This window comes from Pseudooceanicola sp. LIPI14-2-Ac024 (assembly GCF_042188925.1).
Taxonomy (GTDB): Bacteria; Pseudomonadota; Alphaproteobacteria; order Rhodobacterales; family Rhodobacteraceae; genus Pseudooceanicola.
Genome location: NZ_CP170102.1, coordinates 2,774,487 through 2,790,103, shown reverse-complemented (window position 1 = coordinate 2,790,103; position 15,617 = coordinate 2,774,487). Strand labels below are relative to the sequence as shown.

At 65.4% G+C, this 15,617-nt stretch carries 17 protein-coding genes and 1 pseudogene; 10 read left to right on the top strand and 8 right to left on the bottom strand.

Annotated features, from left to right (window positions below; genetic code table 11):
* Positions 1-14: 14 nt before the first annotated feature.
* On the top strand, positions 15-515 hold the full coding sequence (secB, locus tag ACE2AC_RS13660; protein ID WP_375687906.1) for a protein-export chaperone SecB: 501 nt from the start codon (positions 15-17) through the stop codon (positions 513-515).
* Here the strand turns inward: secB and dnaQ are convergent.
* The 4 genes from dnaQ to ACE2AC_RS13640 are packed head-to-tail and all read right to left on the bottom strand — an operon-like array spanning position 512 to position 3,216.
* Positions 512-1,207 carry a DNA polymerase III subunit epsilon gene (gene dnaQ, locus ACE2AC_RS13655; protein ID WP_375687904.1) on the bottom strand — a complete coding sequence of 232 codons (696 nt, stop codon included), beginning with the start codon at positions 1,205-1,207 and terminating at the stop codon, positions 512-514. The genes secB and dnaQ overlap by 4 nt on opposite strands.
* Positions 1,200-1,793 carry a dephospho-CoA kinase gene (gene coaE / locus ACE2AC_RS13650; protein ID WP_375687902.1) on the bottom strand — a complete coding sequence of 198 codons (594 nt, stop codon included), beginning with the start codon at positions 1,791-1,793 and terminating at the stop codon, positions 1,200-1,202. Before coaE ends, dnaQ begins: the two co-directional genes overlap by 8 nt.
* Complete coding sequence (locus tag ACE2AC_RS13645; protein ID WP_375687900.1) at positions 1,790-2,620, bottom strand: shikimate dehydrogenase; 831 nt, start codon at positions 2,618-2,620, stop codon at positions 1,790-1,792. Before ACE2AC_RS13645 ends, coaE begins: the two co-directional genes overlap by 4 nt.
* A complete protein-coding gene (locus ACE2AC_RS13640) occupies positions 2,617-3,216 on the bottom strand; it encodes a Maf family protein (protein WP_375687898.1) in 600 nt (199 codons plus the stop codon). Before ACE2AC_RS13640 ends, ACE2AC_RS13645 begins: the two co-directional genes overlap by 4 nt.
* A gap of 420 nt (positions 3,217-3,636) precedes the next feature.
* On the opposite strand from ACE2AC_RS13640, the gene hemJ reads away from it, so the two are divergent.
* The 7 genes and pseudogenes from hemJ (at position 3,637) to ACE2AC_RS13605 (ending at position 10,995) form a co-directional block, all read left to right on the top strand.
* Positions 3,637-4,086 (top strand): protoporphyrinogen oxidase HemJ, encoded by a 450-nt coding sequence (hemJ, locus tag ACE2AC_RS13635; protein ID WP_375687896.1) that lies wholly within the window; start codon positions 3,637-3,639, stop codon positions 4,084-4,086.
* A 129-nt stretch (positions 4,087-4,215) separates the two neighbouring features.
* Positions 4,216-5,487 carry a transcription termination factor Rho gene (rho, locus tag ACE2AC_RS13630; RefSeq protein ID WP_375687894.1) on the top strand — a complete coding sequence of 424 codons (1,272 nt, stop codon included), beginning with the start codon at positions 4,216-4,218 and terminating at the stop codon, positions 5,485-5,487.
* Positions 5,488-5,524: 37 nt separating this feature from the next.
* Positions 5,525-6,803: pseudogene (gene mnmE / locus ACE2AC_RS13625) on the top strand (tRNA uridine-5-carboxymethylaminomethyl(34) synthesis GTPase MnmE).
* 12 nt (positions 6,804-6,815) lie between these two features.
* The gene (gene mnmG, locus ACE2AC_RS13620; protein ID WP_375687892.1) at positions 6,816-8,681 is read left to right on the top strand and encodes a tRNA uridine-5-carboxymethylaminomethyl(34) synthesis enzyme MnmG; all 1,866 of its coding nucleotides are present in this window, start codon (positions 6,816-6,818) and stop codon (positions 8,679-8,681) included.
* Entirely contained in the window at positions 8,678-9,289 is a 612-nt protein-coding gene (rsmG, locus tag ACE2AC_RS13615) for a 16S rRNA (guanine(527)-N(7))-methyltransferase RsmG (RefSeq protein WP_375687890.1), read from the top strand. Before mnmG ends, rsmG begins: the two co-directional genes overlap by 4 nt.
* On the top strand, positions 9,282-10,088 hold the full coding sequence (locus ACE2AC_RS13610; RefSeq protein WP_375687888.1) for a ParA family protein: 807 nt from the start codon (positions 9,282-9,284) through the stop codon (positions 10,086-10,088). Before rsmG ends, ACE2AC_RS13610 begins: the two co-directional genes overlap by 8 nt.
* Positions 10,089-10,101: 13 nt before the next feature.
* Positions 10,102-10,995: a ParB/RepB/Spo0J family partition protein gene (locus tag ACE2AC_RS13605; RefSeq protein ID WP_375687886.1), complete on the top strand. Its 894-nt coding sequence runs from the start codon at positions 10,102-10,104 to the stop codon at positions 10,993-10,995.
* On the opposite strand, the gene ACE2AC_RS13600 is transcribed toward ACE2AC_RS13605, so the two are convergent.
* The 4 genes from ACE2AC_RS13600 to rph are packed head-to-tail and all read right to left on the bottom strand — an operon-like array spanning position 10,979 to position 13,820.
* Positions 10,979-11,338, bottom strand: coding sequence for a YbaN family protein (locus ACE2AC_RS13600; protein WP_375687884.1), 360 nt, complete (start codon positions 11,336-11,338; stop codon positions 10,979-10,981). The genes ACE2AC_RS13605 and ACE2AC_RS13600 overlap by 17 nt on opposite strands.
* Positions 11,338-12,519 (bottom strand): radical SAM family heme chaperone HemW, encoded by a 1,182-nt coding sequence (gene hemW / locus ACE2AC_RS13595; RefSeq protein WP_375687882.1) that lies wholly within the window; start codon positions 12,517-12,519, stop codon positions 11,338-11,340. Before hemW ends, ACE2AC_RS13600 begins: the two co-directional genes overlap by 1 nt.
* The gene (rdgB, locus tag ACE2AC_RS13590) at positions 12,503-13,111 is read right to left on the bottom strand and encodes an RdgB/HAM1 family non-canonical purine NTP pyrophosphatase (protein ID WP_375687880.1); all 609 of its coding nucleotides are present in this window, start codon (positions 13,109-13,111) and stop codon (positions 12,503-12,505) included. The genes hemW and rdgB overlap by 17 nt, the downstream gene beginning before the upstream one ends.
* A complete protein-coding gene (gene rph / locus ACE2AC_RS13585) occupies positions 13,104-13,820 on the bottom strand; it encodes a ribonuclease PH (RefSeq protein WP_375687878.1) in 717 nt (238 codons plus the stop codon). Before rph ends, rdgB begins: the two co-directional genes overlap by 8 nt.
* A gap of 126 nt (positions 13,821-13,946) precedes the next feature.
* Between rph and hrcA the strand changes: the two genes are divergently transcribed.
* Both hrcA and ACE2AC_RS13575 read left to right on the top strand, forming a co-directional pair.
* Positions 13,947-15,017 (top strand): heat-inducible transcriptional repressor HrcA, encoded by a 1,071-nt coding sequence (hrcA, locus tag ACE2AC_RS13580; RefSeq protein WP_375687876.1) that lies wholly within the window; start codon positions 13,947-13,949, stop codon positions 15,015-15,017.
* A 3-nt stretch (positions 15,018-15,020) separates the two neighbouring features.
* Entirely contained in the window at positions 15,021-15,578 is a 558-nt protein-coding gene (locus tag ACE2AC_RS13575; RefSeq protein ID WP_375687874.1) for a nucleotide exchange factor GrpE, read from the top strand.
* Positions 15,579-15,617: the final 39 nt, after the last annotated feature.

Genomic DNA, 15,617 nt, shown 5'->3' with positions numbered 1-15,617 from the left:
TTGGAGTACCCCGGATGACCGACGCGCCCGACGCCCCGACCCAGCCGCAGCAACCGCAGATCCGGTTCACCACGCTGAACCAGTACATCCGCGACATGTCGTTCGAGAACATCGTCGCGCGCGATCAGCTCAAGGGCAACTTCACCCCGGACGTCCAGGTGCAGGTCGGGCTGGACGCGCAGAAGCGTGACGACGCCGAGAACCAGTACCAGGTCGCGATCAAGCTCAAGGCGACGTCGAAAGAAAAGGGCGGCACCGCGACGCTCTTCATCCTCGAGGTGGACTACGTCGGGCTGTTCCTGATCGAAGGCGTCCCGCAGGAGCAGCTGCAGGCCTTCCTGCTGATCGAATGCCCGCGCCAGATCTTCCCGTTCCTGCGCCGCATCGTCAGCGACATCACCCGCGACGGTGGCTTCCCGCCGCTGAACCTGGAAAACATCGATTTCCTCGCGCTCTTCCGCCAGGAAATGACCCGTCGCCAGCAGGCCGGCGGCAACGGCGTGCTGCAGTCCTAAGCCAGCCGCGACCAGAGCGGCGCATCGCCCAGCTTTTTCAGGAAAGCCTCGTGCGCCGCCTTTTCCTCTTCGGTGATCCGGGATTCCAGCGGCGCCGGGCGCGGTTGCGGACGCCAGTCCGACGCCCCGGAGGCCGCGGCATGGCCCTGGCCGCCTGACTCCGACAGCCCGAAATCCGGCTGCCGCCCCCCGATCAGTTCAAGATAGACCTCGGCCAGGATCTCGGAGTCGAGCAGCGCGCCGTGCAGTGTCCGCGCCGAGTTGTCGATCCCGAACCGCCGGCAGAGCGCATCGAGCGAGGCGGGCGACCCCGGAAAGCGTTTCCGCGCGATCTCGAGCGTGTCGATCGCCTGTTCCCAGGGCAGGCGGGGCAGGTTGAGCCAGCCCAGCTCCGCGTTCAGGAATTTCATGTCGAACTTGGCGTTGTGGATCACCAGCTTGGCGTCGCCGACGAAATCCAGGAACTGCTGCGCGATGTCGCGGAACACCGGCTTGTCGCGCAGGAACTCCTCGGACAGGCCGTGCACCTCGAACGCCGACTGCGGCATGTCGCGTTCGGGGTTGATGTACTGGTGATAGGTCCGGCCCGTCGGCATGTGATTCAGCAGCTCGACGCCGCCGATCTCGACGATGCGGTCGCCCTGTTCCGGCTCGAACCCCGTCGTCTCGGTGTCCATCACGATTTCACGCATCGCGCATCTGCTCCCTGATCGCCTCGACGATGGCGCGGACCTGTTCGGCCGCGTGTTCCATCGTGTCCGTCACCACCACGTGGTCGGCGCGGGCGCGTTTCTCGGCATCCGGCATCTGTTTCGCCTTGATCGCCTCGAACTGCGCCTCGGTCATCGTGCCCCGGGCCAGCACGCGCTCGCGCTGGACGTCCTCGGGGGCCGAGACGACGACCACCGCGTCGAACCCTTTCTCGTTCCCGCCCTCGAAGAGCAGCGGGATGTCGAGGACCACGATATCGGCATCGGCCGCTGCGATGAAGTCCCTCCGGTCGAAGCCGACCAGCGGATGCACGATCTGTTCGATCCGGCGCAGCGCGGTCGGGTCGTCCGAGATGATCTGACGCAGCCGGTCCCGCGACACGGCGCCATCCACGATGGCGTCCGGAAACGCCTCGGCCATCGGGGCCACGGCGGACCCTCCGGCGGCGTACAGTCGGTGGACGGCGGCGTCCGCATCCCAGAGCGCGCAGCCGAGATCTGTGAACATCTTGGCCGTCGTGCTCTTGCCCATGCCGATGGAGCCGGTGAGGCCGAGGAGATAGGTCATCTGAGCGCCGCCTCCCGCGTCGGATCATCGACGATGGGGCGCACCCCGAACCAGCGTTCAAAGGCCGGGACCGCCTGGTGCAGCAGCATGCCGAGGCCGTCGACCGTGACCGCGCCCGCCTCTTCCGCCGCTTGCAGAAGATCGGTGCGCAGCGGGGCATAGACGAGGTCGGTCACCACCTGCCCCTTGTGTAACCCGTCGAACGGCACGCGCAGCTTGGGCTTTCCGTCCATCCCGAGCGCAGTGGAGTTCACGACCAGCGCCGCGTCCTCGATCATGTTGCCGGCCTGCACCCAGTCGACCACCCGCAGCCGGCGACCGAAATCCTCTTTCAGGTTCTCGGCCCGCACGCGGGTTCGATTGGCGACCATGATCTCGGGCACGCCGGCGTCGAGCAGGGCGGCGACCACGGCACGCGCCGCGCCGCCGGCGCCCAGAAGCGCGACGGGCCCGGCATCCGCCCGCCAGGCCGGCGCCCCCTGGCGCAGGTTCTCGATGAATCCGTACCCATCCGTATTGTCAGCGTGGATCTTACCGTCGGCGCGGAAGATCAGCGTGTTCGCAGCGCCGATCAGGATCGCGCGGTCGGTGACGAGGTCGGCGATCTCCATCACCCGTTCCTTGTGCGGCACGGTGATGTTCACGCCGACGAACCCGGCGCGGGGGAGGGTGCGCAGCACATCCTCGAGATCGTTCGAGGCGACGTCCATCGGGATGTAGTACCCGGGCAGCCCGTGCCGGCGCAGCCAGTATCGGTGCAGCAGCGGGGACCGCGAATGCGCGATCGGATGCCCGATCACGCCGGCCAATGGGATCTTTGTCGTCATCCCTCGATCAACCCTCGTGTGGTGAGAAAGGCAAGGAGCGGCAGCAGCGGCATGCCGAGGATCGCGTGGTAGTCGCCGGTGACCTGGCTGAACAGGCGCACGCCCTCTTCTTCATAATGATAGCAGCCGACCGCCCCGGCAACATCGGGCCACGCGCGGTCGAGGTAGCCGTCAAGGAATTCGTCCGAGAACTGGCGCACCAGCATCTTGACCTCGGTCACGTGGCGCCAGGTCGGCTTGCCCTCTTCGCAGATCACCGCGGCCGAGTAGAGCGAATGCCGCTTGCCCCTGAGCCGCAGCAACACCTCGCGCGCGGCGTCGCGGCTGTCGACCTTGGTCAGCACCTCCCCGTCGAGCGACAGGATCTGGTCGGACCCGATCACCATCGCCCCCGGTTCCCGGCCCGAGACGCGCAGCGCTTTCATCTCGGCCAGGGCATCGGACAGGTCGCGCGGGCCCACGCCCTCGGCGATCAGGGAGTCGCGCAGCGCCTCTTCGTCCACCGCAGCCTTCACCACGCGGAACGGCACGCCCGCCTGGCGCAGCATCTGCGCCCGCGACGCCGAGCCCGAGGCCAGGATGATGTCCTGCGCCATGTTCGCATCCCCGTGGATAAGTCAGAAACAAGTGCAGGGAGGGTTCTGGGGAAAAGCCCGCGCCATTGCAAGCCGTGGGACAAAACCCCGAGTCGCGCACCGGTTGAGGCGATCCATTCCCGTGAGGGGAAGGATAACTCACTCATCCACAGTTCAACGGCGATCCTGAGAGTCGTCCCGGAATCCATCCACCGCCGGTTGGATGAACTTTGCCTATATAACTATCTGACAATATGTGACTTATTGGTTTGATTGACAAAGGGCACCACATCCGACCACAGACTTGTCCACAGGCTGGGAGGCTTGGGTAGAACTTCTGTGCAACCAAAGGATCCACAGAAACCGGTCCCCCTACATCAACATCATCTTTCTATTAATATATATATTAATTAGATCGGCTCCGACGAACCGGAGCCCGCGATGACCGACTTCCTCTACGCGATCTACCCCTGGACCAAGGCGCTTCACATCATCTCGGTGGTGGCGTGGATGGCCGGGATCTTCTACCTGCCCCGGCTCTTCGTCTATCACGCCGAACGGATCGAGACGGGCACCGAACAGGACGCGCTCTTCCAGGAGATGGAGCGCAAGCTGCTGAGAGCCATCATGAACCCGGCCATGGTCGCGACCTGGGTCTTTGGCCTGATGCTGGTCTTCACCCCGGGCATCGTCGACTGGTCGATGGTCTGGCCCTGGACCAAGGCGGCGGGGGTGATGGTGATGACCTGGTTCCATCACTGGCTGGGCCTGCGGCGCAAGGATTTCGCGGCGGGGAACAACACGCTGCCCGGCCGCCGCTACCGGATGATGAACGAGCTTCCGACGGTGCTGCTGATCCTCATCGTGATCTCGGTCGTGGTGCGGTTCTGAGCCTCGATTGACTCGAAGGCCCCCGGCCACTATATCCGCTGCCAAGCCGCCCGTCCGGGCGGGGTACTATCCGAACATAACAGCACGGAACGATATCGGCCGCCCACGGGCGCGATGCGGGATTATTTCATGGAAACCGAACGACTCAACCTCTCTGATCTCAAGGCGAAGAGCCCCAAGGACCTGCTGAACATGGCAGAGGAACTGGAGATCGAGAACGCCAGCGCGATGCGCAAGGGCGAGATGATGTTCCAGATCCTGCGCGAGATGGCGGACGAGGGCTGGGAAATCGGCGGCGACGGCGTGCTCGAGGTGCTGCAGGACGGCTTCGGCTTCCTCCGCTCGACCGAGGCGAACTACCTGCCGGGTCCGGACGACATCTACGTCTCGCCCGACATGATCCGCCAGTATTCGCTCCGCACCGGCGACACGATCGAAGGGCTGATGAAGGCGCCGCAGGAAAACGAGCGCTACTTTGCCCTGACGACCGTCACCAAGATCAACTTCGAGGAACCCGAGAAGGCGCGTCACAAGATCGCCTTTGACAACCTCACCCCGCTCTATCCCGACGAGCGCCTGAAGATGGAGATCGAGGATCCCACCATCAAGGACCGATCGGCACGGATCATCGACCTGGTCGCACCGATCGGGAAGGGGCAGCGTTCGCTCATCGTGGCGCCGCCGCGGACCGGCAAGACGGTCCTGCTGCAGAACATCGCGCACAGCATCGAACAGAACCACCCGGAGTGCTACCTGATCGTCCTGCTGATCGACGAGCGCCCCGAAGAGGTGACCGACATGCAGCGGAGCGTGAAGGGGGAGGTCGTCTCCTCGACCTTCGACGAGCCTGCCACGCGCCACGTCGCCGTTTCCGAGATGGTGATCGAAAAGGCCAAGCGCCTGGTCGAACACAAACGAGATGTTGTGATCCTTCTCGACTCAATCACAAGACTTGGTCGTGCCTTCAACACCGTGGTGCCGTCCTCGGGCAAGGTCCTGACCGGTGGTGTGGATGCCAATGCGCTGCAGCGGCCCAAGCGGTTCTTCGGCGCGGCCCGGAACATCGAAGAGGGCGGATCGCTGACCATCATCGCCACTGCGCTGATCGACACCGGCAGCCGGATGGACGAGGTCATCTTCGAAGAGTTCAAGGGCACCGGTAACTCGGAAATCGTGCTCGACCGCAAGGTCGCCGACAAGCGCGTCTTCCCGGCGATGGATATCCTCAAGTCCGGCACCCGGAAGGAGGACCTGCTGGTCGACAAGGGCGATCTGCAGAAGACCTTTGTGCTGCGCCGCATCCTGAACCCGATGGGGACGACGGACGCGATCGAGTTCCTGATCTCGAAGCTGAAGCAGACCAAGTCGAACGCCGACTTCTTCGAGTCCATGAACACCTGAGGCCGCCGCGGCCCAGGCCGCAGGTCGGGAGATTGCCATGGATACGATCTTTGCACTGGCCACGGCGCCGGGCGCCTCGGGCGTTGCGGTGATCCGGCTCTCGGGTCCACGTGCCTCTGCCGCCGCCGGAATGCTGTGCCGCACCCTGCCGGAACCCCGGCGCGCGGCGCTGCGCGTGCTGCGCGGGTCGGATGGCGAGATGCTGGACGAGGCGCTGGTTCTCTGTTTCGCGGCAGGTGCGAGTTTCACCGGCGAAGAGGTCGTCGAGCTGCACCTGCATGGCAGCACCGCGGTGATCTCGGCCGTGCTGGGGGAACTGGGCGCGATGGATGGGCTGCGGCAGGCAGAGGCGGGGGAGTTCACGCGCCGCGCGCTTGAGAACGGCTGCCTCGACCTGGCGCAGGTCGAAGGGCTGGCTGACCTGATCGAGGCCGAGACCGAGGCGCAGCGGCGTCAGGCGATGCGGGTGCTGTCGGGGCGACTTGGGTCCGTGGCCGAGGATTGGCGCCGCGACCTGGTGCGGGCGGCTGCATTGATCGAGGCGACGATCGATTTCGTGGATGAGGATGTGCCGGTCGACGTCATGCCAGAGGTGACTGAACTGGTGAACCGGGTGCTCGCCGGGCTGTCTACGGAGCAGAAGGGCGCCGCCATGGCGGAGCGTGTGCGCCAAGGCTTCGAAGTGGCCATCCTCGGGGCGCCAAACGTTGGAAAATCCACTCTTTTGAATGCCTTGGCCGGACGAGACGCCGCCATAACCTCGGATATCGCAGGCACGACCCGTGACGTGATCGAGGTGAGGATGGACCTGGGTGGCTTGCCTGTGACGATGCTCGAACACGGCTGGCCTGCGGGAGACTGAGGACGTGGTCGAGAACCTCGGCATCGCACGGGCGCGGGACCGGGCGGAGCAGGCGGATCTTCGGGTATTGCTGGCGACAGGAGATGCGGTGCCCGACGTGCCTCTGCGCGCGGGCGATATCGTGGTGCAGGCCAAGGCCGACGTGAGCGGCGATGCCGCGGGCATTTCCGGGAAGACCGGGCAGGGCGTGTCGGACCTGGTGGACCGGATCCGCCGGGAGCTGGCGGGCCGCGCGGCCTTGATCGGCACGGCAACGCGGGACCGGCACATCGCGGCCATGGCGCTGGCCGAACGCCACCTACGCGCGGCGCTGCAGTTAGGCCCGAGAGGTGAACCGGATTTTATCGCCGAGGAAATCCGCACGGCTGTCAGGGCGCTCGATTCTCTGGTAGGACGTGTGGACGTCGAGAATCTGCTCGACGAAATCTTCTCGTCCTTTTGCATTGGTAAGTGAGGGTTGTTTCACGTGGAACATTCTTACGACGTCATCGTCATCGGCGGCGGCCACGCCGGCAGCGACGCCGCCCACGCGGCGGCTCGGATGGGCGCACGAACAGCCCTGGTGACACTGAAAGTCGGCGGGATCGGGGTGATGTCCTGCAATCCGGCCATTGGTGGGCTGGGTAAAGGCCACCTCGTCCGCGAGGTGGATGCGCTCGACGGCGTCATGGGCCGCGTGGCCGACAAGGCGGGCATCCAGTTTCGCCTGTTGAACCGACGCAAGGGTCCGGCCGTGCAGGGGCCTCGGGCACAGGCGGACCGCAAGATTTACCGCGAAACCATGCTGGCCGAGATGCAGGCCCATCCCAACATCACGTTGGTTGAGGGCGAGGTTGTCGATCTGTCGATGGCCGGGACCACGGTGACCGGCGTGACCCTGGCTGATGGAAGCACTTTGGCCGCGAAGGCGGTGATCCTCACGACGGGCACGTTCCTGCGTGGCGTCATTCACATCGGCGACGTGTCTCGTCCCGGCGGCCGCATGGGCGACAATCCCGCGATCAAGTTGGCGGAACGGATCGACAGCTTCGGCCTGCCGCTCGGGCGGCTCAAAACGGGCACCCCGCCGCGACTGGATGGGCGCACGATCGACTGGTCCGTGCTGGAAAGCCAACCGGGCGATGATGATCCGGTGATGTTCTCGTTCCTGTCGGACCACCCGGCCGTGCGCCAGGTGTCCTGTGGAATCACGCACACCAATGAGAAAACGCACGAGATCATTCGGGCCAACCTTGGCCGGTCCGCGATGTACGGCGGGCATATCGACGGGATCGGCCCGCGGTATTGCCCCTCGATCGAGGACAAGGTCGTGCGATTTGCCGACAAGGGGTCGCACCAGGTGTTCCTGGAGCCCGAGGGGCTCGATGATCCGACGGTGTATCCGAATGGGATTTCAACCTCGCTGCCGCAGGATGTGCAGGAGGATTACGTCCGCTCGATCAAGGGGCTCGAGAGCGTCGTCATCACGCAGCCTGGCTATGCGATCGAATACGACTACGTCGATCCGCGCGCGCTGGACCTGCACCTGGGCGTCAAGGGGATCGAGGGTTTGTACCTCGCGGGGCAGATCAACGGCACAACCGGCTATGAAGAGGCCGCGGCACAAGGTGTTGTGGCCGGTCTCAACGCCGCCGCCAAGTCCTTGGGTCGGGATGGTGTGGCGTTCAGCCGAACGAACTCCTACATCGGGGTGATGGTCGACGATCTCGTGACCCGGGGCGTGACGGAGCCTTACCGCATGTTCACCTCGCGCGCCGAATTCCGGCTGTCGCTGCGGGCGGACAATGCGGACCAGCGGCTGACGCCGCTCGGCCTCGAAGCCGGTTGTGTGGGTGACACCCGGCGCACGGCTTTCGAAGCCAAGCAGGAGGCGCTGGCCCGGGGCAGGGGCCTACTTGAGGATACGACCTACACGCCGAAACAACTTCAAGACGTTGGTGTGCAACTTGGCCAGGACGGGGCGCGGCGGACACTCTACCAGGTTTTGGCGTTCCCGGACGCGCAACCGCAGGATTTCGCTGCACTGGACCCGCGTGTTGCGGAGCTCGACCCGACCATTGCCGAGCAACTCAAGCGCGATGCTACCTATGCCAGCTACATCGCACGGCAGGAACAGGATGTCGAAGCGGTGAAGCGGGATGAGGGGCTGGAAATCCCGGCGGACTTCGATTTCCTGATCATCGACGGGCTTTCGAATGAAATCCGGATGAAGCTGGACCGCGCACGGCCAGTGAATATCGCGCAGGCGGCGAAGATCGAAGGCGTCACGCCGGCGGCGCTGACGCTCCTCCTGGCTCGACTGCGCAGGGACAATCGCCGGAAATCGGCATGAGTGGCACCAGCGCCTTCACCGGCGATGTTCCACGTGAAACATTGGAGCGGCTCGACATCTACGCCGGGCTGCTCCGCAAGTGGAATCCCGCGATCAACATCGTCGCTCCGTCGACGCTCGACGATCTCTGGACCCGGCACATCGCCGACAGCCTCCAGATCGCGAGGCTCGCCGATCCCCAAGGCCACTGGGTCGATCTCGGCAGCGGTGGCGGCTTTCCGGGCGTGGTGATCGCCATTGCCCATGCCGAGAGCGCCGCGTTCTCTATGACAATGATCGAATCCGACCAGCGCAAGGCAACATTCATCCGCACCGTTCTGCGGGAAACCGGCATTTCGGCGAAGGTCATCGCGGAACGCATCGAATCCGCCCCGCCGCAGGATGCCGACGTGCTCACGGCGCGCGCCCTGGCGGCCCTGCCCAAACTGCTCGATTTCTCCGCCCGGCATCGCAAACCGGATGGCCTCTCGCTCTTCCCCAAGGGTGCGAGCTGGCGCGACGAAATTGCCGAGGCGGAGAGGAACTGGCGCTTCCACTACGAGGCGTCCGAGAGTACAACGAACCCAGGTTCTGTCATCCTGAAGATCGGAGAATGCACCCGTGGCTGACGTCTTTCGCGCCAGGCAACCTAGAATCATCGCGGTTGCGAACCAGAAGGGCGGGGTCGGCAAGACGACCACGGCCATCAACCTTGGCGCCGCGCTGGTCGAACAAGGGTGTCGGGTGCTTCTTGTCGATCTGGATCCCCAGGGCAACGCGTCCACCGGGCTAGGTATCGAAGCGGACGCGCGCACGTACACCACATATGACCTCCTCCTCGGAGATGTTGCGCTCACCGACATCATCCTGACGACGGATATCGAGAACCTGCACATCATCCCGGCGACGGTGGACCTCAGCTCGGCCGACCTTGAGCTGATGTCGCGGGAAAAACGGACCTTCCTGCTGCATGACGCGCTGCGCCAGACGGCCATCGAGGCGCTGGATTACGATTACATCCTGATCGACTGCCCGCCGTCGCTGAACCTGCTGACACTGAACGCCATGGTTGCCGCCAATTCGGTGCTGGTGCCGCTGCAGAGCGAATTCTTTGCGCTGGAAGGCCTGTCGCAGTTGATCGCCACTGTGCGCGAAGTGCGGCAATCGGCCAATCCCGAGCTGCGGGTCGAGGGCGTGGTCCTCACCATGCACGATTCGCGCAACAACCTGTCGCACCAAGTCGAGAAGGACGCGCGCGACAACCTGGGTGACATGGTGTTCCGCACCGTGATCCCGCGCAACGTCCGGGTCAGTGAGGCGCCGTCCTACGCGATGCCGGTGCTGGACTACGATCCGGCCTCGCGCGGGGCTGAAGCCTATCGCGACCTGGCCAAGGAAATCTTGGCGCGCCACACGGCCGCGGCCTGAGGAGGGACGGAAGATGGACAAGAAGAAACCCCGCGGCCTGGGACGTGGCCTGTCGGCGCTGATGGCCGACGTGACGCCGGAGGAGGGGGTCGCCACCCCCGCCAGCCCGCGCGCCCACGACATGCGCCTGCCGATCGAGGCGATTGCCCCGAACCCGGACCAGCCGCGCCGCCGGTTCACGCCGGAACAGCTGGAAGAACTGGCCGCCTCGATCAAGGAAAAGGGCGTCATTCAGCCCCTGATCGTTCGCCGGAAACAGCGCGGCGATGCTGAGTACGAGATCGTCGCCGGCGAACGCCGCTGGCGCGCCGCGCAGATGGCGCAGCTGCACGAGGTGCCGGTGGTGTTGCGCGACTTCGACGATGTCGAGGTCCTCGAGATCGCGATCATCGAGAACATCCAGCGGGCCGACCTGAACCCGGTCGAAGAGGCCGCGGGCTATCGCCAGCTGATGGACAAGTTCGGGCATACGCAGGAGAAACTGGCCGAGGCGCTTGGCAAGAGCCGCAGCCACATCGCCAACCTGCTGCGCCTGTTGAACCTGCCCGAGGAAGTGCAGGAGATGCTCAAGGACGGCCGCCTGTCGATGGGCCATGCCCGTGCGCTGATCACGGCCGAGAACCCGGCCGAACTGGCCCGCAAGGTGGTGCGCGACGGGTTGTCGGTGCGGCAGACGGAAAAGCTCGCCAAGGGCCAGATCGAGGTGCCGGAAGCGCCGCGTGCGCCCCGCGCGGCGGTCGAGAAGGACGCCGACACCCGGGCGCTCGAGGCCGACCTCTCGGCGGCAACAGGCATGAAGGTGTCGATCGATCATTCCGCGGGCGGCGAGGCGGGGCAGGTGACGATCCGCTACGCCGATTTCGAAGGCCTCGACGCGATCTGCCGGCTGCTCAACGGGGGCCGCTAGGCCGCGTCCAGATGAACAGCATGACCAGGGCCAGCGTGGTGCCCTGGATCAGCAGCAGGATGGGCCTGAGCCCGATCAGGACCGCGATCAGGAAAACGCCTCCGACCGACAGGGTCGCGAGGCGTTTCGCTTTCAGGGAGATCGCGCCGCTTTCCTGCCAATCACGGATCGGCGGACCAAGTTTCTCGTGATTTATCAGCCAGTTATGCAGTCTTTCGCTGCTTCGGGCAAAGCAGAAGGCCGCCAGCAGCAGGAACGGCACGGTCGGCAGGAGCGGCAGGGCGATCCCGATGACGCCGAGCATCACGCTGATCCCGCCGCAGATCGCCCAGATCGCACGCATCACGCATCCCGCATCAGTTCGGCCAGGACCGAGTTCAGGACCATCCGGCCTTCGGTCGTCGCGATGATCCGGTTGTCCTGGCGCTTCAGCATCCCGATTTCCTCCAGCCCGGTGATCCGGGCCGGGGGCAGAGGATGGCCGGCCAGCCTCTCGAACCGGTTAAGATCGATCCCCTCGCTCAGCCGAAGGCCCATCAGCAGGAACTCTTCTGCTTCTTCGCTGCGGTCCAATCGATCCGGACCCGCGTCGCCGCGCCCCTTGGCCACGGCCTCCAGCCAGGCGCCCGGCATGCGTGGCGCTTCTGTTGCGTGGCGATGGCCGCCGAGGGTCAGCCGGCCATGGGCCCCCGGGCCGATGCCGACGTAGTCGCCGTAGCGCCAATAAACCTGGTTGTGCAGCGATTCCGCGCCGCGCCGGGCCAGGTTCGACACCTCGTAGGCCGAATAGCCCGCCGCGCCCGCAATCTCCTGCGTCAGCGCGTAGAGCTCGGCGGACAGGTCGTCGCTCGGCAGGCCCTTGAGCCCGCCGCGCCGGAAACGATCGCCGAAGGCCGTGCCGTCCTCGATGGTGAGCTGGTAGAGCGAGATGTGATCGACCGCCAGCGCCAGCGCGCGTTCAAGCTCTGCCCGCCAGTCGTCCAGGCTCTGGTCCTGACGGGCATAGATCAGGTCGAAGCTGACGCGGCCCATCGTCTCGCGCGCCATGTCGAACGCGGCCAGTGCTTGATCCAGGTCGTGCAGCCGGCCGAGCCGTTGCAGGTCGCGGTCGTTCATCGCCTGCACGCCGAGGGACAGGCGGTTGACCCCGGCGTGCGCGAAATCGCGGAACTTCTGGGTCTCGGAGGAAGTCGGATTGGCCTCGAGCGTGATCTCGACGTCGTTGGCCATGGGCCATCGGGCGCGGATCCGGTCGATGATCGCGCCGACCAGCGCGGGCGGCATCAGGGACGGGGTGCCGCCGCCGAAGAAGATCGAATTGACCACGCGGCCCGGCACCAGGTCGGCATGGCGGTCGATTTCCGAAAGGAAGGCGGATTGCCAGCGGGCATGATCGACCTGTGCCACGACATGGCTGTTGAAATCGCAGTAGGGGCATTTCGCCTGGCAGAACGGCCAGTGCAGGTAGATGCCGAAGCCGCCGGAGCGCCAGTCTTCGTGCGGGATATCAGGCGAAGCAGCCATCGACCAGTTTGCGGAAGGCATCCGCGCGGTGCGACATGTCATGCTTGCGCGCCGGATCCATCTCGCCAAAGGTTTCGGTTTCCCCGTCGGGCAGGAAGACCGGATCAAAACCGAAGCCATGGCCGCCGCGCATCGGCCAGACCACCTGTCCCTCGACACGGCCCTCGAACACCTCGTCATGGCCATCCGGCCAGGCCAGGCAGAGCGTGCAGTTGAACGCGGCCCGGCGCGGGGCAGGGGCACCGATCTCTTCGAGCTTGGTCCAGAGCGTTTCCATCGCCATGACGAAGTCGCGGCCTTGCGGGGTTTCGGCCCAGTCGGCGGTGTGCACGCCGGGCGCGCCATTCAGCGCCTCGACCGAGATGCCGCTGTCGTCGGACAGGGCGGGCAAATTCGTCTCTGATGCGGCGAAGTGAGCCTTGATCCGGGCGTTCCCGGCAAAGGTCTCTTCGGTCTCGGCGGGTTCGACGAGGCCGTGATCGGCGGCAGAGCTGACCTGGATGCCGAAGGGCTTCAGCAGCTCCGCGATCTCGCGCAGCTTGCCCTTGTTGTGGCTGGCCAGGACCAGCTGCTTGCCGTCGAACCTACGCACGCGTCGCCTCTTTCTGCAGGGCCACCAGCTCCTGCACGCCCTTGTCGGCGAGGTCGAGCAGCTGGGTCATCTCGTCCCGCGAGAAGGTCGCGCCCTCGGCGGACATCTGGACCTCGATCAGGCGGCCGGATCCGGTGAGGATGAAGTTGCCGTCGACGCCCGCTTCGCTGTCCTCGGGGTAATCGAGGTCGAGCACCGGCTGCCCGGCATAGATCCCGCAGGACACGGCGGCGACCGGGTCGACCAGCGGGTCGGTGATCACGACGCCGGTCTTCATCAGCTTGTTGACCGCCAGTTTCAGCGCGACCCAGCCCCCGGTGATCGAGGCGCAGCGCGTTCCGCCGTCGGCCTGGATCACGTCGCAGTCGATGGTGATCTGGCGTTCGCCAAGCGCGACCCGGTCGACGCCGGCGCGCAGGGCGCGGCCGATCAAGCGCTGAATCTCGACGGTGCGGCCGCCCTGTTTCCCGGCCGAGGCCTCGCGCCGCATCCGGCTGGTGGTCGAGCGCGGCAGCATGCCGTATTCGGCTGTTACCCAGCCCAGGCCAGAGCCCTTGATGAACGGGGGCACCCGCTCTTCGATCGTCGCGGTGCACAGGACGTGCGTGTCGCCGACGCGGATCATGCAGGACCCTTCGGCATGTTTGGTGACGCCGGTCTCGATTGAAACCGCGCGCATTTCGCTTAAATCACGTCCAGACGGTCGCATAAATGACTCCTCCTGATATGCGCTCGGGATGACACTCCCACGAAGTGATGGCAAGCCCGATTGACCTTTCAGCAGGGGCCTCTTTAATTGGGCGGCCATGAGAGGCAAAGGGTCCGGACCAGCGCGATGACTGAGCAGAGCTCGATCCTCGACGACCTCAACGACCGCTCGCGGGAAGTGTTCCGCCGGGTGGTCGAGGGCTATCTGGAATCCGGTGAACCGGTCGGATCCCGCACGCTCACCCGGCTGATGAGCGAGAAGGTCAGCGCCGCCACCATCCGCAACGTGATGCAGGACCTCGAATTCCTCGGCCTGCTGAATTCGCCGCATGTCTCGGCCGGGCGCATCCCGACCCAGCAGGGGCTGAGGATGTTCGTCGACGGGCTGCTCGAGGTGCGCGACCTCGAAGGCACCGACCGCGCGATGATCGACGCCACCGTCGGCAACCGTGACGGCGATGTCGGCGTTCTGCTCGACCGGATCGGCTCGGCCCTGTCGGGCGCGACGCGCGGCGCCTCGCTGGTGCTGGCGCCCAAGCACGAGGCGCCGATCAAGCATATCGAGTTCGTGGGCCTCGGCCATGACCGCGCCCTGGTGGTGCTGGTCTTTGCCGACGGGCACGTGGAGAACCGCATCTTCACCCCTCCGCCCGGCCAGACGCCCAGCTCGATGCGCGAGGCCGCGAATTTCCTGAATGCCCTGATCGAGGGGCGCACCCTGTCGGACCTGCGCGGCGTGATCCAGAACGAGATCGCGGCACGGCGGCAGGAGATCGACGTGCTGGCCCAGGCGCTGGTCGAGAACGGCCTTGCGATATGGGAGCACATGGGCGACCGGCATGAACGGCTGATCGTGCGGGGGCGGGCGAATCTGCTGGGCGAGGAGGTGCCCGAGGAGGACCTGGACCGGATCCGCGAGCTGTTTGACGACCTCGAACGGAAACGTGATATCGAGGAGTTCCTTGAACTCACGGAAGAAGGTGAGGGCGTCCGGATCTTCATCGGGTCCGAGAACAAACTTTTCTCACTTTCGGGTTCCAGTCTGGTGGTTTCTCCTTATATGAACGCGGATCGAAAAATCATCGGCGCGGTCGGGGTCATCGGGCCCACACGGCTCAATTACGGCCGGATCGTGCCCATCGTGGATTATACAGCGCAACTGGTCGGACGCGTGATCTCGGACCGGAGCGAGAGGTGAAGAATGGCAGAGCCGAAAGAGAACGATTTTCTCGACGACATCGAAGCGGCCGAAGAAGAGGCCTATGCCGACGAGATGGCCGAGCTGGACGACGAAGCGGTCGAGATCGACTCGCTGCGGGCCGAGCGGGACCAGTACAAGGACCGGTTCATGCGCGCCCTGGCGGATGCGGAGAACGCCCGCAAGCGCGCCGACAAGGACCGGCGCGAGGCCGAGAACTATGGCGGGTCGAAGCTCGCCCGTGACATGCTGCCGGTGTTCGACAACATGAAGCGCGCGGTCGAGGCGGCGCAGGACCTGGGCGAGGAGAACGCGGCCCTGATCGAGGGGATCGAGCTGACGATGCGCGAGCTTCTGAACGTGTTCAAGAAACACGGGATCGAGGTCATCACCCCCGAGGTCGGCGACCGGTTCGACCCCAAGGTGCACCAGGCGATGTTCGAGGCACCGGTGCCGAACACCAAGGCCGGCGACATCATCCAGGTCGCGGCCGAGGGCTTCATGCTGCATGACCGGCTGTTGCGTCCGGCACAGGTCGGCGTGTCGTCGAACCCCGGCTGAGGGATGGGGCGCTGCCCCCGCCGGGCCTGCGGCCCGACT